Genomic DNA, 25810 nt, shown 5'->3' with positions numbered 1-25810 from the left:
TTACCGATCCGTCAGGATCAGAAGTCCATGTCACCGCCCGGCATGCCGCCCGGAGCGCCGCCCGCGGCGGCCTTCTCCGGCTTGTCGGCGATGACGGCCTCGGTGGTCAGGAACAGCGCGGCGATGGACGCGGCGTTCTGCAGCGCGGAACGCGTGACCTTCGCCGGGTCGAGGATGCCCTCGGCGATCATGTCGACGTACTCACCGGTCGCGGCGTTCAGGCCGTGGCCGATGGGAAGGTTGCGGACCTTCTCCACGACGACGCCACCCTCGAGACCACCGTTGACGGCGATCTGCTTGAGCGGGGCCTCCAGCGCGAGCTTCACGGCGTTGGCGCCGGTCGCCTCGTCACCGTCGAGCTCGAGCTTCTCGAAGACCGCGGAGGCCTGGAGCAGGGCCACGCCACCACCGGCGACGATGCCCTCCTCGACGGCCGCCTTCGCGTTGCGAACGGCGTCCTCGATGCGGTGCTTGCGCTCCTTGAGCTCGACCTCGGTCGCGGCACCGGCCTTGATGACCGCAACACCGCCGGCGAGCTTCGCCAGGCGCTCCTGCAGCTTCTCGCGGTCGTAGTCGCTGTCCGAGTTCTCGATCTCGGCACGGATCTGGTTGACGCGGCCCTGGACCTGGTCGCTCTCGCCGGCGCCGTCGACGATCGTCGTCTCGTCCTTGGTGATGACGACCTTGCGGGCGCGGCCGAGCAGGTCGAGACCGGCGTTCTCCAGCTTGAGGCCGACCTCCTCGGAGATGACGGTGCCACCGGTGAGGATGGCGATGTCGCCGAGCATGGCCTTGCGGCGGTCACCGAAGCCCGGGGCCTTGACGGCGACGGACTTGAAGGTGCCACGGATCTTGTTGACGACCAGGGTCGACAGGGCCTCGCCCTCGACGTCCTCGGCGATGATCAGCAGCGGCTTGCCGGACTGCATGACCTTCTCGAGCAGCGGAAGGAGGTCCTTCACGTTGCCGATCTTCGAGTTGACGATGAGGATGTACGGGTCGTCGAGTGCCGACTCCATACGCTCCATGTCGGTGGCGAAGTACGCCGAGATGTAGCCCTTGTCGAAGCGCATGCCCTCGGTGAGCTCAAGCTCGAGACCGAAGGTCTGCGACTCCTCGACCGTGATGACGCCTTCCTTGCCGACCTTGTCCATCGCCTCGGCGATGAGCTCGCCGATCTGGGTGTCGGCGGCGGAGATGGAGGCCGTGGAAGCGATCTGCTCCTTGGTCTCGACATCCTTGGCCTGCTCGAGCAGGGCGGCGGAGACGGCCTCGACGGCCTTCTCGATGCCGCGCTTGAGGGCCATCGGGTTGGCGCCGGCCGCGACGTTGCGCAGGCCTTCCTTGACGAGCGCCTGGGCGAGGACGGTCGCGGTCGTCGTGCCGTCACCGGCGACGTCGTCCGTCTTCTTCGCGACCTCCTTGACCAGCTCGGCGCCGATCTTCTCGTACGGGTCCTCGAGCTCGATCTCCTTGGCGATGGACACACCATCGTTGGTGATCGTGGGGGCGCCCCACTTCTTCTCGAGGACGACGTTGCGACCCTTGGGGCCCAGGGTCACCTTGACGGCGTCGGCGAGCTGGTTCATGCCGCGCTCGAGGCCGCGCCGTGCCTCCTCGTCGAACGCGATGATCTTGGCCATGTGAAGTGGTCCTCCCGGACGGGGTGGAAACGCAAACGGACCGTGCTGGTGCCCGCGACGGACGGCCTGCGTGCCGTGTGGTTCCTTGCCCCACCCGGCCTGCGAGCCTCACCGACCCGATCCAAGTTCTGTCACTCTCACCTTCAGAGTGCTAACGCAATGATTAGCACTCGGCCTAGGAGAGTGCAAGCGCCTCCGGCAGACACGCGGTCCCCGCGGACGGCCTGCGCGGGCCGCGCGTGCACGCACGAGAGGCCCGCACCCCTCGCGGGGTACGGGCCTCTCGGCGTGAGTGTGTCGGTGGCCGATCGCGCCGAGATCAGACGGCGAGCTTGACCATGTCCGCCTGCGGACCCTTCTGGCCCTGCGAGATCTCGAATTCGACTCGCTGACCCTCTTCAAGGGTGCGGTATCCGTCCATCTGGATGGCGCTGTAGTGGACGAATACATCCGCACCACCGTCGACCGCGATGAAGCCGTACCCCTTCTCCGCGTTGAACCACTTGACGGTGCCCTGAGCCATGACTAACTCCCCTATTACTGGCCCTTGCACAGGCCCGCACTTCGCGGACCCGGGTCAGACCTCACGCCCCATTGGTTGGAGGTGTGCGCCGGAACGCGTCGACCGCGGCTGAATGTATCTGCCCAACTGCCCTCTGCAACAGGTCAATCGGACGAGAATTCTGGGCGCGGCAGAGCGGTAATAAGCGGCGGAGTCATTGGATTCCGGGGCAACTCGGGCCCGACAAATGCCACGAACACCCGATAAGGGCGGGGCACTTTGGCTGCTTCTTGTCGGGCGGCGGCCGACTTCATATATGCGCTCGGCACAGGCGCGAAGCTCGCTTCCCAACTCTACCGCGCTCAACCATGCAGAATTGCCCCCTCCGTTTCTCTCGCGGAGGGGGCAATTCAGGTAACGCTGAGTACAGTCGCGGTGGTTCAGCCGCCGGCGACGGCCGGGATGATCGAGACGCCCGCGCCTTCCGGCGTCGCCGTCTGAAGGCCCTGCTCGAAGCGCACGTCGTCGTCGTTGACGTACACGTTCACGAAGCGGCGCAGCTTGCCCTGGTCGTCCAGGACGCGGGCCGCGATGCCCGTGTGGTTCTTCTCCAGGTCGGCGATGACCTCGGAGAGGGTCGTGCCCTCGGCGGCGACCTCGGCCTTGCCGCCGGTGTAGGTGCGCAGGATGGTGGGGATGCGGACGTTGACGCTCATGGGGGCTGCAGCCTTTCCGTGCGGGTGTCGCGGGAGTGCGCGGGTCTTCAGTGGGCGAGGCCCGCGTCGCGGAACGCGTCCAGGCTCGGGCGGATGGTGGCGGTCGCCTGGGACGTCTCGGCGACCGCGTCGAGGGTCTTGAGGCCGTCGCCGGTGTTGAGGACGACGGTGGTGAGCGTCGGGTCGATCAGGCCGGCCTCGATCAGCTTCTTCGTCACGCCGACCGTCACACCGCCCGCGGTCTCCGCGAAGATGCCCTCGGTCTGTGCCAGGAGCTTGATCGCCTCGACGACCTGCTCGTCGTTGACGTCCTCCACGGCGCCGCCGGTGCGGCGGGCGATGTCGAGGACGTACGGGCCGTCGGCCGGGTTGCCGATGGCCAGGGACTTGGCGATCGTGTTCGGCTTCTGCGGCCGCACGACGTCGTGGCCGCCCTTGTAGGCGACGGACACCGGCGAGCAGCCCTCGGCCTGGGCGCCGAAGAGCTTGTACGGCTTGTCCTCGACGAGGCCGAGCTTGATCAGCTCCTGGAGGCCCTTGTCGATCTTCGTGAACTGGGAGCCGGACGCGATCGGGATGACCAGCTGGTCCGGGAGCCGCCAGCCGAGCTGCTCGCAGATCTCGAACGCCAGGGTCTTGGAGCCCTCGCCGTAGTACGGGCGCAGGTTGACGTTGACGAAGCCCCAGCCCTCGCCGAGCGGGTCGCCGATGAGCTCGGAGCAGAAGCGGTTGACGTCGTCGTAGTTGCCCTCGATGCCGACGAGTTCGCCGCCGTAGACCGCGGCCATGACGACCTTGCCCTGCTCCAGGTCGTGCGGGATGAACACGCAGGAGCGGAAGCCGGCGCGGGCCGCGGCGGCGCCGACGGCGCCGGCGAGGTTGCCGGTGGAGGAGCAGGACAGGGTGGTGAAGCCGAAGGCGCGGGCGGCCTCGATGGCCTGGGCGACGACGCGGTCCTTGAAGGAGTGCGTGGGGTTGCCGGAGTCGTCCTTGACGAACAACTTGCCCTGCTCGACGCCGAGTTCACGGGCGAGGTTGTCGGCCTTGACGAGCTTGGTCCAGCCGGGGTTCAGGTTCGGCTTCTCGGCGACGTCGGCCGGGACGGGCAGGAGAGGGGCGTAGCGCCAGATGTTGGCGGGTCCGGCCTCGATCTCCTTGCGCAGCGATTCGGGGTCGCCGGCCGGCAGGTCGTAGGAGACCTCGAGCGGCCCGAAACACTCGGCACAGGCGAAGATCGGTCCGAGCGGGAAGCTAGTGCCGCACTCGCGGCAGGAAAGCGCCGAGGCGGGTCCGAGATCAACGGAAGTGGTGGTGGCGACAGTCTGCGCAGCCATGATGGCGAGGCCCTTTCTCCTCATCTTCCTCGCGGCGCATCTCGCCACGAGACGGAATTGGCACCTTCCCCACCTGGACCTCGACAAGGTCGGCGGGAGGGTTGCCGGGACTTCAACGGGCCGTATCCCTCTGTCCCTCTGGATGAGCGCTATTCGGTTGTTGAGCTGGCACTTGATCACTCAAGCGCGGCCGGCGACCCCGACATGCGATGGTCACCGGCGTTGTTCAAGACTGTAACCGAAGGCCTGGACGCTTGAGATAGTCGTCCGAACCGCGAGATGGATCACAGTTCGTGATCGGACAGTTCAGACAGTGAGGAGCCGCGCACCGTGCTGGAAGAAGTAGAGCGCTGGCTGAGCAGGCGTTCCTGGTCGGTGTCGGACCGCCCGCTCCCTCGGCTGATCGCCGCGAAGCGCGCCTCGGGCACCTCGGTGAGCGTGGTACTGCCCGCGCTGAACGAGGAGGAGACGGTCGGCGAGATCGTCGCGGAGATCCGCCGCGCCCTGATGACGGAGCGGGTGCCGCTGGTCGACGAGCTGGTGGTGATCGACTCGGGCTCGACGGACCGTACGGCCGAGGTCGCGCGGGCCGCCGGGGCGCGCGTCGTGCACCGGGACGCGATCCTGCCGAGGATCCCGGCCGTGCCCGGCAAGGGCGAGGTGCTGTGGCGCTCGCTGCTCGTGACGGGCGGCGACATCGTCTGTTTCGTCGACGCGGACCTGAAGGAGTTCTCCGCGGACTTCGTCTCGGGGATCGTGGGCCCGCTGCTCACGGATCCCGGCGTGGACTTCGTGAAGGCGATGTACGACCGCCCGCTCGGGTCCGCCGCGGGCCAGGGGGGCCGGGTCACGGAGCTGGTGGCGCGCCCGGTCCTCAATCTGCACTGGCCGCTGCTTGCGGGGTTCGTGCAGCCGCTCGGCGGCGAGTACGCGGCCCGCAGATCGCTCCTGGAGCGCCTGCCGTTCCCCGTCGGTTACGGAGTTGAGCTCGGTCTTCTCGTCGACGCGCTGCACACGGTGGGCCTGGACGCGCTCGGGCAGGTCGACGTGGGGGTGCGCAAGCACCGGCACCAGGACGGGCAGGCGCTCGGGCGGATGGCCGCGGCGATCTACCGCACCGCGCAGCTGCGGCTCGCGCGCGGGCACCTCGTACGCCCGGTGCTCACCCAGTTCGAGCGCGGGGAACAGGGATTCGAGCCGCGCACGCACGACGTGGACACCGAGGAACGCCCCCCGATGACCGAAATCGCCGAGTACGCGGAGCGCCGCGTGGCGTAGCCGGGGGCAATCGTATGTTTTGCCTACATTGCCCTTTATGTGGCTCAGACAAGTTACGGGTGAGCGACGGCTGCGCGCAGCCGCGACCCGCACCGCCGGGGCGTTCGTCGTCACGGCCACCGCACTGACGGCGCTCGGCATCGCGGCCCCCGCCTCGGCGGACGTGGTCCCGCCGTTCACGAAGCGCTACGACACATCGCTGTACGGCGACTTCGTGACGGCCGGGGTGCCGCGCACCTGCCCGAAGGCCCGGCGCGGCGGGGGCGACCCGTGCACGTCGGTCGTCACGGCCAAGTGGCAGCAGGCCCGCCCGACCCCGCCGCACGGCACGGAGCCGGCCAAGACCGGCGACTCGCACACGCTCCTGTACGGCGGTCTCGCGGCGGCCCTGGGCGGGCTCGGCGTCCTCGCGGTGGCGGCGGCGCGCAGCCGGTGTGGCTGACCCACGCGGGTAACCGTCGCGGCAGGCGAACGGCGGATCGTATACGGCCGGGCTCCCACGGAGTCCGGCCGTACGTTTGAGCGTTTGCGGGCCGGGCTACGTTTGCCCGTATGGCTTCCACGCAGGGTGCACAGATCCTCGTCGCGTCCAACCGCGGTCCGGTCTCGTACGAGCTCGGGGCCGACGGGACGCTCGACGCGCGGCGCGGCGGGGGCGGGCTCGTCTCCGGGCTCTCCGCGATCGGCCCCGACGCCGACGCGCTCTGGGTGTGCGCAGCGCTCGGCGAGGGCGACCGGGAGGCCGTGCGGCGGGGCGTCGGGGAGCCCGGCGTGCGGATGCTCGACATCGACCCGGGCGTGTACGCCGACGCGTACAACGGCATCGCGAACTCGGTCCTCTGGTTCGTCCACCACATGCTCTACCAGACGCCCCTGGAGCCGGTCTTCGGGCCGCAGTTCCGTGCGCAGTGGGCGTCGTACGAGGCCTACAACCGGGCGTTCGCCGAGGCGCTGGCCGCGGAGGCCGGGCCGGGCGCCACGGTCGTCGTGCAGGACTACCACCTGGCGCTCGTACCGGGGATGCTGCGGGAGCTGCGCGGCGACCTGCGCATCGGACACTTCTCGCACACCCCGTGGGCGCCGGTCGACTACTTCCGGATGCTGCCGGACGACATCGCCGGGCAGCTGCTGCGCGGGATGCTGGGCGCGGACCGGCTCGGGTTCCTGACGCGGCGCTGGGCGGACACGTTCACGGCGTGCTGCGAGGCCGTGGTGGGCGGCACGTTCGGTACGGAGATCGGGGTGCACGGCCTGGGCGCGGACGCGGACTTCCTGCGGGAGCGCTCGCGCCGCCCCGACGTCGAGGAGCGGCTCGCCGCGCTGCGGGAGCAGATCGGCGGCCCGGACCGCAAGGTGATCGTCCGCGTGGACCGCACGGAGCTGTCGAAGAACATCGTGCGCGGCCTGCGCGCGTACGGGCTCCTCCTCGATGAGCACCCCGAGTGGCGCGAGCGGGTGGTGCACGTCGCCTTCGCGTACCCGTCACGGCAGGACCTCGCGGTCTACCGGGAATACACCGACGAGGTGTCCCGGGTCGCCGAGGAGATCAACTCCCGCTTCGGTACGGAGAGTTGGACCCCGGTCGTGCTCCATGTGAAGGACGACTTCGCCCGCTCCCTGGCCGCGTACCGGCTGGCCGACGTGGCGCTGGTCAACCCGATCAGGGACGGCATGAACCTCGTCGCCAAGGAGGTCCCGGTCGTCTCCGACGAGGGCTGCGCGCTGGTCCTGTCGCGGGAGGCGGGGGCGTACGAGGAGCTGGGCGACGACGCGCTCGTGGTGAACCCGTACGACGTGTCGGCGACGGCCGAAGCCCTGCACGCCGCGCTGCTCATGGGCGACGGGGAGCGTGCCGAGCGCACGAAGCGGCTCGCCGCCGCGGCGACCGCGCTGCCGCCCGCCCAGTGGTTCCTCGACCAGCTCAACGCGCTGCGGGGCTAGACCCGGGGGGTAGGTCCGGGAGGGGATAGGTCCGGGAGGGGTCAGGTCCGGGAGCTCATCGCCCGGGCCAGGCCGGACAGCAGCCCCACCACTCCCTCCGGCCCGTCCACCACCACGTCCGCCCGTTCCGCCAGCTCCGTGACCTCCGAGCTGCCGCTGCACACCAGCAGGCCCGGCACCCCGTCCTTGCGGAGCTCGTCGACGGCGGCGAACGCGGGCAGGTCACCGAGGTCGTCGCCCCCGTAGAGGACCGACGTCGCGCCCACCTCCCGTACGTACGCACTGAGCGCGGCGCCCTTGTCCATGCCGGGCGGCCGCAGTTCCAGGACGAGGCGGCCGGGCTCGACGATCAGGCCGTGCCGGGCCGCGAGGTCGGACAGAGGCGCGCGCAGCGCCTCGAACGCCGCCTGCGGGTCGGCCGCGCGGCGCGTGTGGACGGCGACGGCACGGCCCTTCTCCTCGATCCAGGTGCCGCGCCAGGCGCCCACGGACTCCAGGACTCCGGGCAGTTCGGCGCGGACGGCCGCGACGCCGGGGTGCGGGGCGGGGGCGTGGACCGTGCCGGTGACGGCGTCCCAGCGCTCGGCGCCGTAGTGGCCCAGGACCACGAGGTGTTCGAGGCCGGGGATGCCCGCGAAGCCGCCGTGGCGCACGGCAACGCCTGCGGGGCGGCCGGTGATCACGGCGACGGACGCGACCTGCGGTGCCAGCGCGGCGAGCGCGTGGACGGCGCCCGGGTGGGCGCGGGCCTGTTCGGGGTCGGGCACGATCGGCGCGAGCGTGCCGTCGAAGTCGAGCGCGATCACGGCCCGCGCGGGGTCCGAGAGGAGTGCGTCGAGGCCGTCACGCCCGGCGGAGGTCACAGGCGACGGCAGGTCGTGCTGCTGAGGGCTGCCCATGCGCCGAGCCTATCCGCGGGAGGCGGACCGTACTCCTGGCGTGCGGGTCAGCGTTCCTCGCGGCGCGCGTCCCGTACCCGGCGCAGCCGGTTGACGGTGACCGGGTCGTGGGCGAGGGCCCTCCGGTCGTCGAGGAGCGCGTTGAGCAGCTGGTAGTAGCGCACCGGGGCGAGCCCCAGCTCCTCGCGCACGGCGCGCTCCTTGGCCCCGGCCGACGCCCACCCGCGCCGCTCCAGGGCGAGGACGCCCTGCTCACGGGGGGACAGGGCGACGTCGGACGTCTCCTCGGCGGACTCGGGCTCGGGCTCGGGCTCGGACTCTGGCTCTGCGTACGGCGGTTCGCTCACGGCAGCGACGCTACTCCGCGTTCTCCGCCGCGTCGGCCGAGCGCTGAAGGCGGCCGAGGGTGGCGCCCGGGTTGCCGTTGGGGCCGACGGCCGAGCCGATCTCGCGCTTGATGCCGGCGCTGACCTGGGCCCAGGACGTCTTGCCGACGGGGTAGAGCTGCGAGTTCGGCAGTTCGCCGAGGAACTTCGAGAGCTTCTGGTCGCGCTTGTCGTCGGCCATCGTGTCCGACGCGGAGTTGGTGACCGGCAGGAGGTCGTACTCGCGCGAGAAGTCGAGGACGTTCTTCTCGCTGTAGACGAAGTCGAGGAACTTGCCGACCTGGTCCTTGTGGCCGTTCTGCCGGAACGCCATCATCCAGTCGGCGACGCCCATGGTCGACCGGGCCCTGCCGTTGATGCCGGGCATCGGCACCGTGCCGAACTTCACGCCCTTCTTGGCGGCCATCTGCATCAGCGTCGGGTGCCCGTTGAGCATGCCGACGTCACCGCGCGTGAAGGCCGCGAAGGCCTGTGCGCGGTCGAGCTTGGCGGGCGGGGTCGGACCGGTGAGGCCCTGGCCGACCAGGTCGTCCTTCAGCCACTCGAAGGTCTTGACGTTCTGCGGGGAGTCGAGGCTGTAGGTGCCGACGTCGTCGGTGTACCCGGAGCCGCCGCTCAGCATCCACATCATCGTCTCGGCCTGCGCCTCCTCGCGGCCCAGCGGGAGCGCGTAGGGGATCTTCACGCCGCGCGCCTTGAGGGCCTTGGCGTCGGCCTGGAGCTGGGCCCAGGTCTGCGGCGGGGTCAGGCCGGCCTTGGCGAAGAGGGTCTTGTTGTAGAACAGCAGCCGCGTGGAGGACGCGAAGGGCATGCCGTACTGGACGCGGGAGACCTCACCGGCGTCGGCGAGCTGCGGCAGGAAGTCGGACTGCACGGGGATGGAGAGCAGGTCGTTCGCGCTGTAGAGCTTGCCGCTCGCGGCGTAGTCGGAGTACGCGCCGATCTGCGCCATGTCGGGCGCGTGGCCGTCCGCGACCATCTTCTTGACCTTGGCGTCGACGTCGCTCCAGGAGTAGACGCTGACGTCGACCTTGATGCCGGGGTTCTTCTTCTCGAAGGCGGCGGACAGCTTGTCCCAGTACTTCTGGGAGCTGTTCGCCGGGGAGTCGCCGTAGTCGGCGGCCACCAGCTTCAGGGTCACGTCGTCGGAGCCCGGGCCCCCGCAGGCGGCCAGCGTCGCCGCCATGCCGAGCGCGGCCATCGCCGCCGTCAGACCTGTCATGCGCCGCTGCACAGCCGGTTCCCACCCTCTTGATGTCGCTCGTCCGGATTTCGGACCCGGAATACTCAGGTCCGGAGACAAGGTCTACACCACACGGGTTTCGCACCCGCAACGGGCCTTCGCCGCGGACCCGGAAAACGCATCATCCGTACACATCGACGCAAGATCCGTGCAAGTGGACTAGACCTCTCACCGGTTGAGGCGCGAGACTGTCTCCGTGAGACATGTCATCGCCCTCGATGTGGGCGGCACCGGAATGAAGGCCGCGCTGGTCGGGGCCGACGGCACCCTGCTCCACCAGACGCGGCGCGCCACCGGCCGCGAGCGCGGGCCCGACGCGGTCGTCGAGACGATACTCGGCTTCGCCGCCGACCTGCGCGCGTACGGCGAGGAGCACCTCGGGGAGCCGGCCGCCGCGGCCGGCGTCGCGGTGCCCGGCATCGTCGACGACGAGCACGGCATCGCCCTGTACGCGTCGAACCTCGGCTGGCGCGACGTGCCGATGCGCAGACTGCTGAGCGAGCGGCTCGACGGCATCCCCGTCGCCCTCGGCCACGACGTGCGCACCGGCGGCCTCGGCGAGGGGCGGCTCGGCGCGGGCAAGGGCGCGGACCGCTTCCTGTTCGTACCGCTCGGCACGGGCATCGCCGGCGCCATCGGCATCGGCGGCCGCATCGAACCCGGCGCGCACGGCTCGGCGGGGGAGATCGGCCACATCGTCGTACGCCCCGGCGGTACGGACTGCAGCTGCGGCCAGCGCGGCTGCCTGGAGCGCTACGCGTCCGCCTCGGCGGTCTCGCTCGCCTGGGCCGAGGCCACCGGCGACCCGGAGGCGGACGCCGCGGACTGCGCCAAGGCCGTCGAGTCCGGTGACCCCAGGGCGCGGCAGGTCTGGCTGGAGGCCGTGGAGGCGCTCGCCGACGGGCTCGTCACGGCGCTCACTCTGCTGGACCCGCGCACCCTGATCATCGGTGGCGGTCTGGCCGAGGCGGGGGAAACCTTGTTCACACCACTGCGGGCCGCCGTCGAGGAACGCGTGACGTTCCAGAAGCTGCCCACGATCGTCCCGGCGGCCCTCGGGGACACCGCCGGCTGCCTGGGCGCGGGCCTGCTCGCCTGGGACCTGCTCGCCCGGTCCACCGATTCCACGGAGGTAGTCGCCTGATGGCCGCTCTGAATGTTCTCTCCGGCGCCCGCGTCGTCCTGCCGGCCGGCGTCGTCGAGAACGGACGCGTGATCGTGGACGGCGCGAGGATCGCCGGCAGTGCGCCGGCCGGCGCCCCCTCCACCGATCTCACCGGCCACTGGGTCGTGCCCGGCTTCGTCGACATGCACAACCACGGCGGCGGCGGGGCCTCCTTCACCTCGGGATCGATCGACGACATCCTCAAGGGCGTCCGCACGCACCGCCTGCACGGCACCACGACGGTCGTCGCGTCCTTCGTCACCGGCGAGACGGACTTCCTCACCCAGCGCGCGGGCCTGCTGTCCGAGCTGGCCGAGCAGGGCGAGATCGCGGGCATCCACTTCGAGGGCCCGTTCATCTCCCCGTGCCGCAAGGGCGCCCATGACGAAACGCTCCTGCGCGACCCCGACCCGGCCGAGGTCCGCAAGCTGCTCGACGCGGCGCGCGGCCAGGCCAAGATGCTCACCCTCGCCCCCGAACTCCCCGGCGGCATCGACTCCGTACGCCTCCTCGCCGAGCACGGCGTGATCGCCGCGATCGGCCACACCGACGCCACGTACGCGCAGACCGTCGAGGCGATCGACGCGGGTGCCACCGTCGCCACGCACCTCTACAACGCCATGCCGGCCATCGGCCACCGCGCCCCGGGGCCCATCGCGGCGCTCCTGGAGGACGAGCGGATCACCGTCGAACTCATCAACGACGGCACGCATCTGCACCCGGCCGCCCTGGAGCTGGCGTTCCACCACGTGGGCAGCGGGCGCGTCGCGTTCATCACCGACGCCATGGACGCGGCGGGCTTCGGCGACGGCCGCTACATGCTCGGCACCCTGGAGGTCGAGGTGAAGGACAGCGTCGCGCGGCTCGTCGAGGGCAACTCGATCGCCGGCTCGACGCTCACCCTGGACCGCGCGTTCAAGCGCGCCGCCACCATCGACAAGCTGCCCGTCGAGGACGTCGTCCGCGCGATCTCCGCGAACCCGGCCCGCCTCCTCGGCGTGGACGACAGGGTGGGCTCGCTGGAGCCCGGCAAGGACGCCGACCTCGTGGTCCTCGACGAGGACTTCGAGCTCAAGGGCGTCATGCGCAAGGGCCGGTGGATCGTGGAGCCGCCCCGGCTCGCGTGAGGTCTGGGCCTACCGCCCGGTCTTTGGCATGATCAGGCCGCGTTACTGAAGGTAGTTCCGAACTGAGGGGTGGGCTGGGGTCTCGTGATCCTCACGGTCACACTGAACGCCGCGCTCGACATCACCTACGACGTGCCGGCGCTGCACCCGCACGCGTCGCACCGCGTCACCAAGGTCACCGAACGCCCCGGCGGCAAGGGCCTCAACGTCGCGCGCGTGCTCGCCGCGCTCGGCCACGACGTGACCGTCACCGGCTTCGCCGGCGGCGGCACGGGCCGCGCCCTCAGGGAACAGCTCGCGGACTCCCCCGGCATCCGGGACGCGCTCGTCCCGGTCTCGGGCGCCACCCGCCGCACCATCGCCGTCGTCGACGGCGCGTCAGGCGACACGACCCAGCTCAACGAGCCGGGCCCGCTCGTCGCCCCCGCCGAGTGGTCCGCGTTCACCGAGGCCTACGAGAAGCTCCTCGGGTCCGCGTCCGCGGTGGCCCTGTGCGGCAGCCTCCCGCCGGGCGTCCCCGTCGGCGCGTACGCCCAGCTGGTCCGCGCGGCCCGCGCCGCGTCCGTGCCCGTACTGCTCGACTCGTCCGGGGAACCGCTGCGCCGGGGGCTCGCGGCCCGCCCCGACATCATCAAGCCGAACTCCGACGAGCTCGCCGAGCTCACCGGCTCCCACGAGCCGCTGCGCGCCACCCGCGACGCCCGCCGCCGCGGCGCGCACTCCGTGGTCGCCTCACTGGGCCCTGAGGGCCTCCTCGCGGTCACCCCGGACGGCAGCTGGCGCGCCCCCGCCCCGGACCGCGTGAAGGGCAACCCGACGGGCGCCGGCGACTCGGCGGTCGCCGGCCTGCTCTCGGGCTACGTGGAAGACCTTCCGTGGCCGGACCGCCTGGCCCGCGCGGTCGCCCTGTCCGCGGCGACGGTCCTGGCCCCGGTGGCCGGGGAGTTCGACCGCGCGGCGTACGAGGAACTGCTCGGCCGGGTCGCGGTGACCCAACAGACGACGACAGCGGCCTAGGGCTCCCGCCCCGGCCGCTGCCGCCCTGCCTTGGTCGCTCAGCCGTTACTGCCCTTGACCAGCCACATCTGGTCGAAGTTGGCGTCGCACTGGTTGCCCTGCTCGCACGAGATCGCGATCGCGTTCGTGCCCTTGCTGAGCTGGACGACGGACCAGGTGTTGGTCCACCCCTTCTCCCAGTCGCCTTCCTTGGCGTCGGAGAAGTTCTCCATGTTGAGCGGGCGGGTCTGCACCTTGCCGTTGACCGTGATGGTCGCGTTGGCGTCCTTGCCGGGCACGCCGTAGTTGACGCGCAGGCTGTACGCGCCGTCCTTCGGGATGCCGTTGACCGTCCAGGTGAGCTTGGCGCCCACCTGGTTGAAGCCGGCCACATAGGTGCCGCCGTCGGCCTTGGCGCCCTGGACGTCCGACGCGGTGGCCGTGCCGCCCTCGAGCTTCAGCGCCTTCGCGTCCGTCTTCGGGAGGTCGACCGGCTCGTCGGCCTTCTTGGAGGCCGTCTCGCTCGGCTGGACCGACTGCGAGCCGCCGGACGGCTGCCCGCCCGCGTCGCCGCCCTTCGCGTCGTCGTTCGAGTCGCCGCCGAGGACCGCGACGCCGATGCCGATGACCACGGCCGCCACGACGGCGAGCGCGCCGATCAGCAGGCCCTTGGTGTTGGGCCCGCGTCCCCGGCCGCCACCGCCGCCGTGCTGCGTGGGCGTCACCGTGGTCGGTGCGCCGCCGGGCAGCGTCTCGGGGGCCGAGTAGTGCGCGTTCGGCTGGCCGTAGGTCTGGGGCTGCTGCTGGGGCGCCTGCCCGTACGCGGCAGTCGGCTGCGGCTGCTGCCCGTACTGCCGCTCACCGACCGGCCTGACCTGGTGGTAGGACCGGGGACCCGGATAGCCGTAGCCGCCGCCCCCGCTGGGCGGTGTCGCCCCGGCCGCCTGTCCGTCGGCGTACAGATAGCCGAACGGATCGTCGTCCCCGGGCGTGCTCGCGCCGTTGTCAGCGGGCGCCATCCCTGATCACTCCCTACGTATCGCTTACCCGGCGAGCGTACCCGCTGGGAGTGGTCCGAAGGGGTGGCGTTGACCTCACCGATACCCGCGGAAGGGGATCAGCCGGCCCGTCGGTGCTGCTTGGCACGCGACCGTTTCTCGATGTACATCCGCTGGTCAGCGGATTTCAACACCTCGTCTGCCGTCATCCCGCAGTGCGCCCAGCCGATGCCGAAACTGGCGCCCACACGGACCGCCCTTCCGTCGACCCGGATGGGCGGAATGATCGCGTTCCGCAGACGGACGGCGAGGTCCTCTGCGTCGGCCCGGCCGAGCCCGTCGGCGAGCACGACGAACTCGTCGCCGCCGAGCCTCGCGACGGTGTCCCCGTCACGGACACCGCTGGTCAGACGCCGTGCGACCTCGATCAGAACGGCGTCTCCGGTGTGGTGCCCGAACCGGTCGTTGATCGACTTGAAGCCGTCCAGGTCGCAGAAGAGGACCGCCAGGCCCTTCGTGCCGTCGTCGGTCTCCCCCTCGGGCGCGACGATGTGGACGTGGTGATCGAAGCCATAGTCGTCGTAGATCCCGCCGGAGGGCCCGGACCCGCCGTTCTGCTGTCCGGCCGCGGCGGCAGCGGCGGCCCCCGCGAAGTCGAATCCGTGCCCGTTCGTGTCGTACGAGCTGCCGGTGCGGTCCCCGTACGCCGCGTCCAGGGAGTCCACGGCGCTCGGCTCGGGCAGCTGGGCGCGGCGGCACAGGCGGGCCGAGAGGCGGGAGCGCAGCTCCGCCGAGTTCGGCAGGCCGGTGAGGGAGTCGTGGGACGCGCGGTGCGCGAGGTGCAGCTCGCGGCGCTTGCGCTCCTCGATGTCCTCGACGTGGGTGAGCAGGAAGCGCGGCCCGTCGGCGGCGTCGGCCACCACCGAGTTCCGCAGGGACACCCAGACGTAGGTGCCGTCGCGCCGTCCGAGGCGCAGCTCGGCGCGGCCGCCCTCGGCGGAGGTGCGCAGCAGCGTGCCGATGTCCTCGGGATGGACGAGGTCGGAGAACGAGTAGCGGCGCATGGCGGACGCCGGGCGGCTGAGCAGCCGGCACAGGGCGTCGTTCGTGCGCAGGAGCCGCCCGTGCTGGTCGCCGCCCATCTCGGCGATGGCCATGCCGCTGGGGGCGTACTCGAAGGCCTGGCGGAAGGACTCCTCGCTGGCGCGCAGGGCCTGCTGCTCGCGTTCGAGCCGGACCAGGGCGCGCTGCATGTTGGCGCGCAGCCGTGCGTTGCTGATGGCGATGGCGGCCTGGAAGGCGTACATCTGCAGGGCCTCGCGGCCCCAGGCGCCGGGGCGCCTGCCGTTGCGCGGGCGGTCGGCGGAGATCACGCCGAGGAGTTCGCCGCCGGAGCTGCCGGTGGCGTACATCGGGGCGAAGAGGCGGTCCGAGGGGTGCCACTCGTCCTCGAAGCGGGGCGGCGGCCCGTCGGTGAACCACTGCGGTACGTCGTCCTCGTCGAGGACCCAGCCCTCGGTGTGCGGGATGAACCGCAGGTCGCCCCAGGCCTCGCCCATGGACAGGCGGCGGTCCCAGGAAGCGCGGGAGCCGACCCGGCCAGTGATGAGGGCTTCGGCGGAGGAGTCGCCGGAGAAGGCGGCGACGACGAGGTCACCGTCGGGGCGTACGAGATTGACGCAGGCCAGCTCGTATCCGAGGCCGTTCACGACTCCGTCGGAGACCGTCTGCAGGGTGTCGGCCAGGCTGCGGGCGGTGTTCATGTCCGCCATCACCTGGTGAAGCTGCCGCAGGGTCGCAAGACGGACGTACGGCTCCGACTCGGTCTCCATGCTCAGCTCTCCCCGAGACCTCGACAGCACTCCAGAATTCTGATCGCCGATTCCGCACGTGCGTGTGCACGCTCTTCTTGCAGTGTCTCCGCCACTGAATCACAGCGAGCTGTCCACCCGGTACACAGGGTCAACAAAATATGGCTCCTGTGACTCAAGTCACAGGAGGAGATGAAGGGTTGAGGGGTGCTCCGGCGCACGCCCCCTGCACTTCCTGAACGGAGAACACCCCCGAACACCGCCATATCCGGACGACACCCACCACAGGTCCTAGGACCGTCCTCGGCCCAAGGCCCGATGTGGCGGGCACGGCACCGAAGCTAGCGTCGAGACGTGCTGAAGACTCCCCCGCCACTGAAGAATCCCCCGCTCTCCCCCACCACCCGCACGACCCCCACAACCCCCACCGCCGCTTTCGTCCCCGCGCCCGCCTCGGCCGGGCATGCTGAGGGGGTGAGCAACGACGAGTTCCGCGCCGCCATGACCCGACTGGCCGCGGGCGTGGTCCTGGTGACCGCGCGCGAGATGCCGCTCGACCCGGACGACCCGTCGGCTCCCCTGGGCGAGGACGTCGGCATGACGGCGACGGCCTTCCTGTCGGTCTCCCTCGACCCGCCGCTCGTCCTCGTCAGCCTGCGCAACGGCTCCCGCATGGACGACCTGCTCGACGAGCAGCCCCTGTGGGCGGTGTCCGTGCTCTCCGAGAGCCAGCGCCACATCGCGGGCCGCTTCGCGATGAAGGGCCGCATCAGCGACCGTCTGCTCTTCGAGGACATCCCTTACGTACGCGGCGAGGTGTCAGGCGCACCCCTGGTGGGCGGCGCGCTCGCGACGCTGGAGTGCCGCACGGAGCAGCGGGTGACGGCCGGGGACCACACGCTGGTGATCGGCCGGGTGCTCACGGCGTCGCTGCCCAGCGGCGAGAGCGGACCGCTGGCCTACTTCAAGGGGAAGTACCGGCAGTTGGGTTGATGCCCGACGCCCGGACCCCGTGAGACCGCTCAGTCCCAGCCCCGCCCCGACCGGCCCCGCTTCGTGTCCGACCGTGCCTTCTTGTTGCGCAGGCGGCGCTCGTTGATCCCCCGGGGGATGCGGGTCGCGCGGCGCGGCTTGGGCGGCGGGGCGGTGGCCTCGGCGAGGAGGGACGTGAGGCGTACGGCGGCGGTCTCGCGGTTGCGCCACTGGGAGCGGTGCTCCGAGGACCGTACGGAGATGACGCCGTCGACGAGGCGGGAGGCGAGCCGCTCCAGGGCCCGCGCCTTCCACACCTCGGGCAGCGCCTCCGTCCTGGCGAGGTCGAAGCGGAGCTCGACCTGGGAGTCGCTGGTGTTCACGTGCTGGCCGCCCGGCCCGGACGACCGGGAGAATCGCCAGAGAAGCTCGGCCTCCGGAAGGACCACCGAGCCGCGGATGAAGTAAGGACCGGACATGGGTTCCATGGTCGCGCCTGGATACGCGCCGCGTCACCCCCTTTTCCCGGCGCCGCACCCATCCCGGGGAAAGCAGGTAAAGAAAGTAAAGGCACCTGGAACCCTGGATCCCCCCTTGGCGTTCATAGAGGTACGAGTAGCTTCGTCCACGAAGCTGCACGCATCACTTCACGAGGGAAGGACTCCCAACAATGGCTGTAAGCCTGTCCAAGGGTGGCAACGTCTCGCTCACCAAGGAGGCTCCGGGCCTGACCGCCGTCACCGTGGGCCTCGGCTGGGACGTCCGCACCACCACCGGCACCGACTTCGACCTCGACGCCTCCGCGATCGCGGTGAACCCGCAGGGCAAGGTCTACTCGGACGGCCACTTCGTCTTCTTCAACAACAAGGCGACGCCGGACCAGACCATCGTCCACACCGGTGACAACGTCACGGGCCAGGGCGAGGGTGACGACGAGCAGATCAACGTCAATCTGGCGGGCCTCCCGGCCGACATCGACAAGATCGTCTTCCCGGTCTCGATCTACGACGCGGAGAACCGCTCGCAGAACTTCGGCCAGGTGCGCAACGCGTTCATCCGCATCGTCAACCAGGCCGGCGGCACCGAGATCGCCCGCTACGACCTCTCCGAGGACGCCGCCACCGAGACCGCCATGGTCTTCGGCGAGCTGTACCGCAACGGCGCGGAGTGGAAGTTCCGCGCGGTGGGCCAGGGTTACGCCTCGGGCCTCGTCGGCATCGCGCAGGACTTCGGTGTGAACGTCTGACCTGAGCGGACTCACCGCCACAGCACGGCAGTTGAAGGGCCCCGGCCGGGGACATCCGGCCGGGGCCCTTCTGCGTGCGCTCAGCGAGCACCCTCCCGACCGGCACTTCCCTGCCAAGCGGCAAATAACGGACAGTCACCACCCGCATTCGGACACGAACTGGCAAATCTTTGACGGCGCCCTGTCAAACGCAGCGTGCCTGGTGCCACTCTCTCCCCGCGCCCCAAACCCCCCGACGGGCCACCGCCCACGGGTCGTTGGACACAGAAGGAGTTCGAGTGAGCCACCCCTCCCCCGCTCCCCGCACCGCCGGCCGCAAGACGGCCGTCCGTGCCGCCGCACTCGCCGCGTCGGCCGCCATGGTCGTCCTCGGTGTGCAGAGCGGGACCTCCGCGACCGCCGCCGACCGGACGGCAGGTGCCACCGCCGTTCCGCTCAGCGCCTCCCAGCGGGCCACGGCCCTCAAGGACGCGCAGGCCGACGCCCCGTCGGCCGCCCGTCAACTCGGGCTCGGCAGCGCGGAGAAGCTCGTCGTCCGCGATGTCGTCAAGGACGCCAACGGCACGACGCACACGCGCTACGAGCGCACCTACGACGGACTGCCCGTGCTCGGCGGCGACCTCGTCACGCACACCGCGAAGAACGGCGACCTGAAGGGCGTCTCCAAGGCGCACAAGGGCGCGATATCCGTGGCGTCGACGGACGCCTCCCTCGCCCCCACCGCCGCGAAGAAGTCGGCCCTCGCGGCCTCGGACGCCAAGAAGGCCACCGCCAAGAACGTCCGCAAGGTCGTCTGGGCCGCCTCCGGCAAGCCGGTCCTCGCCTACGAGACGGTCGTGACCGGCACTCAGGCCGACGGGACGCCGAGCGAGCTGCACGTCGTCACCGACGCAGCCACCGGCAAGAAGCTGTACTCGTACGAGGGCATCGAGAACGGCACCGGCACCAGCGAGTACAGCGGCACCGTCACGGTCGGGAGCACCGCGTCGGCCGGCGGCGGGTTCGACCTCACCGACGGCGGGCGCGGCGGCCACAAGACGTACGACCTGAACGGCGGGACGTCCGGCACGGGCACGCTCTTCCACGACGCCGACGACCAGTGGGGCGACGGGACGGTCGCGAACCGGCAGACCGCCGCGGTCGACGCCGCGTACGGCGCCGCGGAGACGTGGGACTTCTACAAGAGCGCGTTCAACCGGAACGGCATCGCGGGCGACGGCAAGGCCGCGTACTCGCGCGTCCACTACGGCAACGCGTACGTCAACGCCTTCTGGGACGACAGCTGCTTCTGCATGACGTACGGCGACGGGACGAACAACCAGCACCCGCTCACCTCCCTCGACGTGGCCGGCCACGAGATGAGCCACGGCCTCACGGCGTCCACGGCGAAGCTCAACTACAGCCGCGAGTCGGGCGGCCTCAACGAGGCGACCTCCGACATCTTCGGCACGTCGGTCGAGTTCTTCGCCAACAACAGCAGCGACGTCGGCGACTACCTCATCGGCGAGAAGATCGACATCCGCGGCAACGGCACCCCGCTGCGCTACATGGACCAGCCCAGCAAGGACGGCTCCTCCGCCGACTACTGGTCGAAGCGGGTCGGCAGCCTCGACGTGCACTACTCGTCGGGCGTCGCCAACCACTTCTTCTACCTTCTGAGCGAGGGCAGCGGCGCGAAGACCATCAACGGGGTCAACTACAACTCCCCGACCTCCAACGGCGCTTCGCTCGCGGGCATCGGCCGGGCCAAGGCCGACCAGATCTGGTTCAAGGCGCTCTCCACGTACATGACGTCGACGACGAACTACGCGGCCGCGCGTACCGCCACCCTCCAGGCGGCGGCCGACCTGTACGGGGCGAACAGCGCCGAGCAGCAGGCCGTCGCGGCGACCTGGTCCGCGGTGAACGTGAACTAGCCCTGATGTGAGGCAGGTTCAGCCGGGCCATCCGGGACTACGGGTGGTCCGGCTTTCCCTTTCCGTACAGCCAGTCGTCCCAGACGGGCCCCAGATCCTTGCCCGGGTTCTGCTTCTCCACGTACGCGGTGAAGTCGGCGGTGTCCGCGTTGCCGTAACGGTGCGCGGCGGGCCAGCTCTTGAGCAGCTCGAAGAACTTGGCGTCCCCGACCGTCTCGCGGATCTTGTGCAGCACCATCGCGCCGCGCTCGTAGACGGGCGGGGCCGAGATGTTCGCGGCCCCGGACGGCTTGGCGGGCGGGAAGGCCCAGATCGCGTTCCCGCCGCCCTTCGCGTAGTAGCGGTCGAACGTGTCCTGCGCGCTGTCGCCGCCGTGCTGCTCCTGCCAGAGCCATTCGGCGTAGGTCGCGAAGCCCTCGTTGAGCCACATGTCCCGCCAGGACTTCGGCGTGACGGAGTCCCCGTACCACTCGTGGGCCATCTCGTGGACGAGCGTGGACAGAGGAGGGGTGCCCGGGAAGACGGGCCGGTTCTGGGTCTCCAGCGCGTACCCGGCGTCGTTCTCCCGGTCGACGACGGCGCCGGTGGAGGAGAAGGGGTAGGGGCCGAAGGTCTTCGACTCCCAGGCCATGACGTCCGGGAGCCTGGCCAGGACCTTGGCGCTCGCGGCCGCCTCGACCGGGTCCACGGCGGTGTACACGGGCAGCCCGTCGGGCGTCTTGTAGGCCTTGGCCTCGAACTTCCCGATCGCCAGCATCGCCAGGTAACTGGCCATGGGCTGCGGGACGTGCCAGTCGAACGCCGTCCGCCCGCCGGCCGTCCGCTCCTTCGTCAACTCCCCGTTGGATATGGCCTTCAGGCCCTTGGGGACGGTGACATGGATGTCGTACGTCGCCTTGTCGGAGGGGTGATTGTTCCCGGGGAACCAGGCCATGGACCCGGTGGGCTCACCGAGCGCGAGGGCCCCGTCCTCCGTGGGGAGCCAGCCCTCCTCGGAGCCGTCCGGGTCGGTGATGGTCACGGGCTTCCCGGAGTACCGCACGACCGTGCGGAACTCGGAGCCCTTCCGCAGCGCCTCGGCCGGACGGATCGTCAGCTCGTGCCCGGCCCGCTCGAACGTGGCCTTCTCCCCGTCGACGGTGACGCGTTCGACGGTCAGGCCCTTGAGGTCGAGGTTGAACGCGCTGAGGTCCTGGGTGGCCTTCGCGGTGATGTCGGCGGTGCCCGTCAGCCGGTGCCGGTCGGCGTCGAGGGTGAGGGTGTAGTGCGTGGCGTCGTAGCCGCCGTTGCCCAGCTTCGGAAAGTACGGGTCCCGCACGCCCGCGGCGCCCGGCGTGGCGTGCACACCGGCGGAACAGGCGCTGACGGCCAGGACGAGGGCGAGGACGGCGGGGGCGGATCGTGGACTGTGGGGCACTGAATGATCGTAGGGTCGAACGCCGTGAAGGCGCCTGCCGGCCGGCGGGCGCCTCCACGTCGGTGGGGGTATGGCGACCAGGGTTTTTCGTTTGGATCAGGCCGGATCAGGGAGCGGGGTCTGATCCAAACGAGAGGCCCTAGCGGTTCAGCGCGGCGACACCGGCCTGCGCGAACTTCTCGTCCAGGTCGCCCGAGGGCGCACCCGCGACGCCGATGCCCGCGACCGGGGCGCCGTTCGCCGCGACGGGCGCGCCGCCCGCGAGGAACAGGGTGCCCGGGATGTCCTTCAGGTTCGGGGCCTGCTCGAGGCGCTTGGCGAGCTCGGACGTCGGCGCGTTCCAGGACACCGCGGTGTACGCCTTCTTCACGGCGGACTCGTACGACTGCGGGCCGGCGCCGTCGCCGCGGAGGGTGACGATCGTGTTGCCGTTGCGGTCGACGACGGCGACGGAGACGCGCTGGTTCTCCTTCTTCGCGGCGTCGAGGGCGGCCTGCGCGGCCTTCGTGGCGGCGGCCGTGGTCAGGTGCGTGGACTGGGTGAGGTTCTTGGCCGGGGCATCCGCGGTCACGGCGGCGGGGGCGGCGGCCGGGGCGGACGCGCTGGCCGAGACCGCGCCGAAGGTACCGGCGACGACGCCGGCGAGGACGGCGCCACCGGTCAGGACACGGGCGCGCTTCGAGATCTTCTTCATGACGGGTGCTCCTTGGAGGCGGTCGGGTCGGTCAGAGGCGGTCGGTGAGTCGCTCTGGTATCGATCCTCAGGCCGGAAACCGGGCCGCACCGTCGACGTACCGGCTGCGACCGGAGCGCGGCTCGGCTGACGTCCGGGTCAGCCGATCGGTTGACCCGCGTACCGCCCGAGCAGGCCACAATGGGGGTGTTTGACCAGTTCAGCAGCGCGATGGCGGAAGCGGAGAGGGGCACGGGCGTGGCACACGAGACGCGGGATCCGGACGCCCGCTGGCTGGCCGCGGTGATGCACACCGCGTTCTTCCTGCTGCTCGGCGGAGCCCTCGCACGGTTCCTGCTGCGCCACCCCGGCGAGGCCCGCACCCCGTGGATCATCGCGCTGTCCGTGGTCCTGGCCGCCCTGTACGTGCTCGGCCCCGCGCTCGGCCCGGGCCGCGGCACCCGCCCCACCCCGCGCCGCCTCACCTGGCTGGCCCTGGTCGTCGCCGTGTGGATGGTCCTCGTCGTCCTCGCGCCGAGCTTCGCCTGGTGCGCGGTCCCGCTCGTCTACACGGGCCTGCGCACCCTGCCCGCCCGCGCCGCGCTCGTCCTGATCGGCGTACTCACGGTGTTCGTCGTCGGGGCACAGCTGCGCCTCGCGGGGGACTTCGACCCGAACCTACTGCTCGCGCCGCCGGCCGTCGCGGCCCTGGCGACCGCCGTCTTCGTCCACATGGAGCGCCAAGCGGAACGCCAGCGCGCCCTGATCGACGACCTGGTCCGCACCCGCAGGGAACTCGCCGCGACGGAGCGCCGCGAGGGGACGCTCGCCGAGCGCCAGCGCCTGTCGATGGAGATCCACGACACGCTCGCCCAGTCCCTTTCCAGCCAGCAGATGCTGCTCCAGGCGGCGGACCGGCTGTGGGACGCCGACCCCGAGCGGGCCCGCGCCCATGTGCGGACCGCGGAGTCGGTGACCGAGCGGGGCCTCGTGGAGGCGCGCCGGTTCGTGCACGACCTGGCGCCGGCGGATCTCGCGGGCGGCGGCCTGGACGAGGCGCTGCGCACGCTGGCGGCGCGGGAGTCGGAGGCGGGGCTCGCGGTCCGCTTCCACGCGGAGGGCGCCGCGGCCCCGCTGCCCGACCGGGTCGAGTCCGCGCTGTTGAGGATCGCGCAGGGCGCCCTGGCGAACGTACGGGAGCACGCGGACGCGACAGCCGCCGCGATCACGCTGACGCACCTCGGCGACCAGGTCGTCCTCGACATCGCGGACAACGGCCGCGGCTTCACACCCGAGCCCCCGCGGGAGTCAGGCGTGCGCGGGCACGGCCTTCCGGCGATCCGGGCGCGCACACGGCAGCTGGGTGGCACGCTGACGATCGAGTCGGCGCCGGGCGAGGGCACGGTGCTGTCGGTGGCGATTCCGCTGGAGGCCTCATGAGTGACCCCGTACGACTGCTGGTGTGCGACGACCATGTGGTGGTGCGCGCGGGACTGCTCGCCCTGCTCGGCAGCGCACCCGGCATCGAGGTCGTGGGCGAGGCCGGCACGGGCGACGAGGCGGTGGCGCTCGCCGCGAAGCTGACGCCGGACGTCGTCCTCATGGACCTCCAGCTGGGCGAGGGCATCGACGGCGTGGAAGCGACGCGGCGCATCACGACCGCGCCGCCCGAGGCGGGCCCGCACCCGCACGTCCTGGTCCTGACCACGTACGACACGGACGCCGACATCACCCGGGCCATCGAGGCGGGCGCCACGGGATACCTCCTCAAGGCGGAGCGTCCCGAGGAGCTGTTCGCCGCGATCCAGGCCGCCGCCGAGGGCCGTACGACGCTGTCCCCGCCGGTCGCGAGCCGCGTCATGGCCCGCATGCGCAGCCCGCGCCCGTCCCTCACGGACCGCGAGCGGGACATCCTCGGCCAGCTCGCCCAGGGCCTGGGCAACCGGGACATCGCCCGCGCCCTGTTCATCAGCGAGGCCACGGTGAAGACCCACCTGGGCCGGATCTACGACAAGCTCGGCGTGGACACCCGGGCGGGCGCGGTGGCGGTGGCGAAGGAACAGCGGCTGCTGGGCTGAGCGGGGCGACTGCTGCGACGGCGACCGTGGTGACCGCGACAGCCGTGCGGGCACCCCTCCCGCCCATGGACGGCACCACCTCCCGCCCGTGACACCATCAGCTACGTGCTCGACATCGGCTACGCCCTCTCCCGCCGCTTCCCGGACCCGATCCAGCTGGACTACCGCCGCGCGGACGTCCGCACGCTGCGCCACGACCTCTTCTGCGGCGACGTCTACCTCGCCGACACCAAGGCCGACCGGGAGCTGTCCACAGCCTGGGGATGGGTGCCGGTGCTGGACTTCGCGTGGGCGCTGTGCGACATCGTCGAGCAGCTGGACCGTGACCCGCGCGGCAGCCGCGCGTCGAGGCCGCAGTACGCCGAGCTCGACTTCACCGAGTCGACGGACCGGATGCTCTTCGAGCGCCGCTTCGGGTGGGTCGACATCGAGGCCGACTGGATGGAGGCCGACGAGCCGCCCCTGACGTTCTCCCACACCGCGCTGCGCCGCGAGGCCCGCGACTTCCTGCACGACCTGATCGCCGACCTCACCGACATGCACGAGGACCTGGCGGAGAACCCGGCGATCTGGGACCTGCAGGCCCGCTTCCCCCGCATCCCGGACGAGCGCTAGCCCCAAAAGACGCACACAAGCCCCCCGGCTACTCCACCCGCACCCCGATCTGCGCCGCGAACGCCGGTGCCAGGTCGAAGAGCTGGGCCGGGCTGATCACGGCCCCGGCCAGCCGGTCCACGCCGCGCGCGATCCCCAGCTCGGCCACCCCCCGCAGATCCACGTCCGCCATCACGGCGCCCGTGAAGTCCGCACCCCGCACCACGCAGCCCTGGAACTCCACCCGGTCCAGACGCGCGCCCCCGAAGTCCGGCTCCACCAGCACGCATCCGTCGAAGACGACGTCCTTCAGGCGCGCCTTGCGCAGATTCAGGTACTCGATCTTCCCGCCGCGCACCACGACCCGCTCCAGCACGCTCCCGTGCAGCTGAACTCCGCCGAGCCGGGCGTCCACCACCTCGACGTCCCGCAGGGTCGCCTCCGCGAGGTCCGTGCCCACACCCCGTATCCCCGTCAGCGTGGAATCGAGGATCCGGGCGCGGGTCAGCCGCGTCTCGTCGAGCCCGCACCCTTCGAGCGCGCAGTCCATGAAGCGGGCGCCCCCGCCGTCCTGCCCGGTGAAGTCGGCCGCCGTGAACTCCACCCCGTCGTAGTCCCCGTCCGGCTCGAGCTCGCCGCCGGTCCAGGGCGCCAGCGGGGGCAGCCGCACCTCGGGCCGCCGCGCCTTCTTCACCGCCGCCGGCTTCGCCGACGACGCCTTCGCCGGCCTCACCACTCGTTTCTCCGCCATGCCCCCATGCTGCCCGCCGCCACTGACAATCGGTGACCGCCGCCCTTCCCCCTCGCCCATGTCACATTCCGCCGCGCACAGCCGTCGTAAGTCGTAAAGACACAGCCACAGCCACAGCCACAGC

The 25810-nt window shown here is 71.1% G+C and carries 25 protein-coding genes and 1 riboswitch; of the genes, 12 read left to right on the top strand and 13 right to left on the bottom strand.

Features of this window, described 5'->3' with window-relative positions; genetic code table 11:
* Positions 1-17 precede the first annotated feature (17 nt).
* The 4 genes from groL to thrC form a co-directional block, all read right to left on the bottom strand.
* A complete protein-coding gene (gene groL, locus OHA58_RS19685) occupies positions 18-1643 on the bottom strand; it encodes a chaperonin GroEL (protein WP_405480264.1) in 1626 nt (541 codons plus the stop codon).
* Between the two features lie 319 nt (positions 1644-1962).
* Positions 1963-2166: a cold-shock protein gene (locus OHA58_RS19680; RefSeq protein WP_005315736.1), complete on the bottom strand. Its 204-nt coding sequence runs from the start codon at positions 2164-2166 to the stop codon at positions 1963-1965.
* Positions 2167-2585: 419 nt separating this feature from the next.
* Entirely contained in the window at positions 2586-2861 is a 276-nt protein-coding gene (locus tag OHA58_RS19675) for a MoaD/ThiS family protein (RefSeq protein WP_405480262.1), read from the bottom strand.
* A 47-nt stretch (positions 2862-2908) separates the two neighbouring features.
* Positions 2909-4195 carry a threonine synthase gene (thrC, locus tag OHA58_RS19670; RefSeq protein ID WP_405480261.1) on the bottom strand — a complete coding sequence of 429 codons (1287 nt, stop codon included), beginning with the start codon at positions 4193-4195 and terminating at the stop codon, positions 2909-2911.
* Positions 4196-4212: 17 nt separating this feature from the next.
* Positions 4213-4344, bottom strand: a riboswitch (SAM riboswitch).
* Between the two features lie 181 nt (positions 4345-4525).
* On the opposite strand from thrC, the gene OHA58_RS19665 reads away from it, so the two are divergent.
* The 3 genes from OHA58_RS19665 (at position 4526) to OHA58_RS19655 (ending at position 7414) form a co-directional block, all read left to right on the top strand.
* Positions 4526-5473, top strand: a complete 948-nt coding sequence (locus OHA58_RS19665) for a glucosyl-3-phosphoglycerate synthase (RefSeq protein ID WP_405480259.1) — start codon at positions 4526-4528, stop codon at positions 5471-5473.
* A 37-nt stretch (positions 5474-5510) separates the two neighbouring features.
* Positions 5511-5915: a hypothetical protein gene (locus OHA58_RS19660; protein WP_405480257.1), complete on the top strand. Its 405-nt coding sequence runs from the start codon at positions 5511-5513 to the stop codon at positions 5913-5915.
* A gap of 110 nt (positions 5916-6025) precedes the next feature.
* On the top strand, positions 6026-7414 hold the full coding sequence (locus OHA58_RS19655) for a trehalose-6-phosphate synthase (RefSeq protein WP_405480256.1): 1389 nt from the start codon (positions 6026-6028) through the stop codon (positions 7412-7414).
* Positions 7415-7455: 41 nt separating this feature from the next.
* Here the strand turns inward: OHA58_RS19655 and otsB are convergent, their stop codons facing one another.
* From otsB to OHA58_RS19640, 3 genes are all read right to left on the bottom strand, one after another.
* Positions 7456-8313: a trehalose-phosphatase gene (gene otsB / locus OHA58_RS19650; protein WP_405480255.1), complete on the bottom strand. Its 858-nt coding sequence runs from the start codon at positions 8311-8313 to the stop codon at positions 7456-7458.
* A 47-nt stretch (positions 8314-8360) separates the two neighbouring features.
* The gene (locus tag OHA58_RS19645) at positions 8361-8579 is read right to left on the bottom strand and encodes a DUF3263 domain-containing protein (RefSeq protein ID WP_405485050.1); all 219 of its coding nucleotides are present in this window, start codon (positions 8577-8579) and stop codon (positions 8361-8363) included.
* Positions 8580-8670: 91 nt separating this feature from the next.
* Complete coding sequence (locus OHA58_RS19640; RefSeq protein ID WP_405480253.1) at positions 8671-9921, bottom strand: extracellular solute-binding protein; 1251 nt, start codon at positions 9919-9921, stop codon at positions 8671-8673.
* A 217-nt stretch (positions 9922-10138) separates the two neighbouring features.
* Between OHA58_RS19640 and OHA58_RS19635 the strand changes: the two genes are divergently transcribed.
* The 3 genes from OHA58_RS19635 to OHA58_RS19625 all read left to right on the top strand — a co-directional run bounded on the left by OHA58_RS19635 (position 10139) and on the right by OHA58_RS19625 (position 13251).
* Positions 10139-11086, top strand: coding sequence for an ROK family protein (locus tag OHA58_RS19635; protein WP_116512347.1), 948 nt, complete (start codon positions 10139-10141; stop codon positions 11084-11086).
* A complete protein-coding gene (gene nagA / locus OHA58_RS19630; protein ID WP_405480251.1) occupies positions 11086-12234 on the top strand; it encodes an N-acetylglucosamine-6-phosphate deacetylase in 1149 nt (382 codons plus the stop codon). The genes OHA58_RS19635 and nagA overlap by 1 nt, the downstream gene beginning before the upstream one ends.
* A gap of 84 nt (positions 12235-12318) precedes the next feature.
* Complete coding sequence (locus OHA58_RS19625; protein WP_405480250.1) at positions 12319-13251, top strand: 1-phosphofructokinase family hexose kinase; 933 nt, start codon at positions 12319-12321, stop codon at positions 13249-13251.
* 38 nt (positions 13252-13289) lie between these two features.
* Here the strand turns inward: OHA58_RS19625 and OHA58_RS19620 are convergent, their stop codons facing one another.
* Positions 13290-14249 (bottom strand): carbohydrate-binding protein, encoded by a 960-nt coding sequence (locus OHA58_RS19620; protein WP_405480249.1) that lies wholly within the window; start codon positions 14247-14249, stop codon positions 13290-13292.
* A 98-nt stretch (positions 14250-14347) separates the two neighbouring features.
* Positions 14348-16060 (bottom strand): diguanylate cyclase CdgB, encoded by a 1713-nt coding sequence (gene cdgB, locus OHA58_RS19615; RefSeq protein WP_405480248.1) that lies wholly within the window; start codon positions 16058-16060, stop codon positions 14348-14350.
* A gap of 453 nt (positions 16061-16513) precedes the next feature.
* On the opposite strand from cdgB, the gene OHA58_RS19610 reads away from it, so the two are divergent.
* Positions 16514-17032: a flavin reductase family protein gene (locus OHA58_RS19610; protein ID WP_405485048.1), complete on the top strand. Its 519-nt coding sequence runs from the start codon at positions 16514-16516 to the stop codon at positions 17030-17032.
* A 29-nt stretch (positions 17033-17061) separates the two neighbouring features.
* Here OHA58_RS19610 and arfB read toward each other — a convergent pair whose 3' ends face one another.
* Entirely contained in the window at positions 17062-17499 is a 438-nt protein-coding gene (gene arfB / locus OHA58_RS19605; protein WP_116512343.1) for an alternative ribosome rescue aminoacyl-tRNA hydrolase ArfB, read from the bottom strand.
* 182 nt (positions 17500-17681) lie between these two features.
* Between arfB and OHA58_RS19600 the strand changes: the two genes are divergently transcribed.
* Positions 17682-18257, top strand: a complete 576-nt coding sequence (locus OHA58_RS19600) for a TerD family protein (protein ID WP_100595698.1) — start codon at positions 17682-17684, stop codon at positions 18255-18257.
* A 359-nt stretch (positions 18258-18616) separates the two neighbouring features.
* Positions 18617-20173, top strand: a complete 1557-nt coding sequence (locus tag OHA58_RS19595; protein WP_405485046.1) for a M4 family metallopeptidase — start codon at positions 18617-18619, stop codon at positions 20171-20173.
* Between the two features lie 37 nt (positions 20174-20210).
* Here the strand turns inward: OHA58_RS19595 and OHA58_RS19590 are convergent, their stop codons facing one another.
* Together OHA58_RS19590 and OHA58_RS19585 are read right to left on the bottom strand one after the other, a co-directional pair.
* Positions 20211-21590 (bottom strand): M1 family metallopeptidase, encoded by a 1380-nt coding sequence (locus OHA58_RS19590; protein ID WP_405480246.1) that lies wholly within the window; start codon positions 21588-21590, stop codon positions 20211-20213.
* 139 nt (positions 21591-21729) lie between these two features.
* Positions 21730-22284 carry a heme-binding protein gene (locus OHA58_RS19585; protein ID WP_405480244.1) on the bottom strand — a complete coding sequence of 185 codons (555 nt, stop codon included), beginning with the start codon at positions 22282-22284 and terminating at the stop codon, positions 21730-21732.
* A gap of 210 nt (positions 22285-22494) precedes the next feature.
* On the opposite strand from OHA58_RS19585, the gene OHA58_RS19580 reads away from it, so the two are divergent.
* From OHA58_RS19580 to OHA58_RS19570, 3 genes are all read left to right on the top strand, one after another.
* Positions 22495-23703 (top strand): sensor histidine kinase, encoded by a 1209-nt coding sequence (locus OHA58_RS19580; RefSeq protein ID WP_405485044.1) that lies wholly within the window; start codon positions 22495-22497, stop codon positions 23701-23703.
* On the top strand, positions 23700-24341 hold the full coding sequence (locus tag OHA58_RS19575) for a response regulator transcription factor (RefSeq protein WP_328542519.1): 642 nt from the start codon (positions 23700-23702) through the stop codon (positions 24339-24341). Before OHA58_RS19580 ends, OHA58_RS19575 begins: the two co-directional genes overlap by 4 nt.
* A gap of 105 nt (positions 24342-24446) precedes the next feature.
* A complete protein-coding gene (locus tag OHA58_RS19570) occupies positions 24447-24956 on the top strand; it encodes a hypothetical protein (RefSeq protein WP_405480242.1) in 510 nt (169 codons plus the stop codon).
* A gap of 28 nt (positions 24957-24984) precedes the next feature.
* Here the strand turns inward: OHA58_RS19570 and OHA58_RS19565 are convergent, their stop codons facing one another.
* Positions 24985-25686, bottom strand: coding sequence for a pentapeptide repeat-containing protein (locus OHA58_RS19565; protein ID WP_405480241.1), 702 nt, complete (start codon positions 25684-25686; stop codon positions 24985-24987).
* Positions 25687-25810: the final 124 nt, after the last annotated feature.

Origin of the sequence: Streptomyces sp. NBC_00009 (assembly GCF_045040855.1) — a bacterium.
Taxonomy (GTDB): domain Bacteria; phylum Actinomycetota; class Actinomycetes; order Streptomycetales; family Streptomycetaceae; genus Streptomyces; species Streptomyces aureus.
The sequence above is the reverse complement of the archived record's forward strand: the minus strand, read 5'-3'. Positions and strand labels throughout refer to the sequence as shown.

What these genes read in the sequence shown, in the direction of transcription:
- thrC (WP_405480261.1), bottom strand. Translation starts at nt 4,195, where the DNA reads ATGGCTGCGCAGACTGTCGCCACCACCACTTCCGTTGATCTCGGACCC.
- OHA58_RS19565 (WP_405480241.1), bottom strand. Translation starts at nt 25,686, where the DNA reads ATGGCGGAGAAACGAGTGGTGAGGCCGGCGAAGGCGTCGTCGGCGAAG.
- arfB (WP_116512343.1), bottom strand. Translation starts at nt 17,499, where the DNA reads ATGGAACCCATGTCCGGTCCTTACTTCATCCGCGGCTCGGTGGTCCTT.
- OHA58_RS19675 (WP_405480262.1), bottom strand. Translation starts at nt 2,861, where the DNA reads ATGAGCGTCAACGTCCGCATCCCCACCATCCTGCGCACCTACACCGGC.
- OHA58_RS19680 (WP_005315736.1), bottom strand. Translation starts at nt 2,166, where the DNA reads ATGGCTCAGGGCACCGTCAAGTGGTTCAACGCGGAGAAGGGGTACGGC.
- OHA58_RS19575 (WP_328542519.1), top strand. Translation starts at nt 23,700, where the DNA reads ATGAGTGACCCCGTACGACTGCTGGTGTGCGACGACCATGTGGTGGTG.
- otsB (WP_405480255.1), bottom strand. Translation starts at nt 8,313, where the DNA reads ATGGGCAGCCCTCAGCAGCACGACCTGCCGTCGCCTGTGACCTCCGCC.
- cdgB (WP_405480248.1), bottom strand. Translation starts at nt 16,060, where the DNA reads ATGGAGACCGAGTCGGAGCCGTACGTCCGTCTTGCGACCCTGCGGCAG.
- OHA58_RS19655 (WP_405480256.1), top strand. Translation starts at nt 6,026, where the DNA reads ATGGCTTCCACGCAGGGTGCACAGATCCTCGTCGCGTCCAACCGCGGT.
- OHA58_RS19640 (WP_405480253.1), bottom strand. Translation starts at nt 9,921, where the DNA reads ATGACAGGTCTGACGGCGGCGATGGCCGCGCTCGGCATGGCGGCGACG.
- OHA58_RS19580 (WP_405485044.1), top strand. Translation starts at nt 22,495, where the DNA reads ATGGCGGAAGCGGAGAGGGGCACGGGCGTGGCACACGAGACGCGGGAT.
- nagA (WP_405480251.1), top strand. Translation starts at nt 11,086, where the DNA reads ATGGCCGCTCTGAATGTTCTCTCCGGCGCCCGCGTCGTCCTGCCGGCC.
- OHA58_RS19660 (WP_405480257.1), top strand. Translation starts at nt 5,511, where the DNA reads ATGTGGCTCAGACAAGTTACGGGTGAGCGACGGCTGCGCGCAGCCGCG.
- OHA58_RS19595 (WP_405485046.1), top strand. Translation starts at nt 18,617, where the DNA reads ATGGTCGTCCTCGGTGTGCAGAGCGGGACCTCCGCGACCGCCGCCGAC.
- groL (WP_405480264.1), bottom strand. Translation starts at nt 1,643, where the DNA reads ATGGCCAAGATCATCGCGTTCGACGAGGAGGCACGGCGCGGCCTCGAG.
- OHA58_RS19600 (WP_100595698.1), top strand. Translation starts at nt 17,682, where the DNA reads ATGGCTGTAAGCCTGTCCAAGGGTGGCAACGTCTCGCTCACCAAGGAG.
- OHA58_RS19585 (WP_405480244.1), bottom strand. Translation starts at nt 22,284, where the DNA reads ATGAAGAAGATCTCGAAGCGCGCCCGTGTCCTGACCGGTGGCGCCGTC.
- OHA58_RS19620 (WP_405480249.1), bottom strand. Translation starts at nt 14,249, where the DNA reads ATGGCGCCCGCTGACAACGGCGCGAGCACGCCCGGGGACGACGATCCG.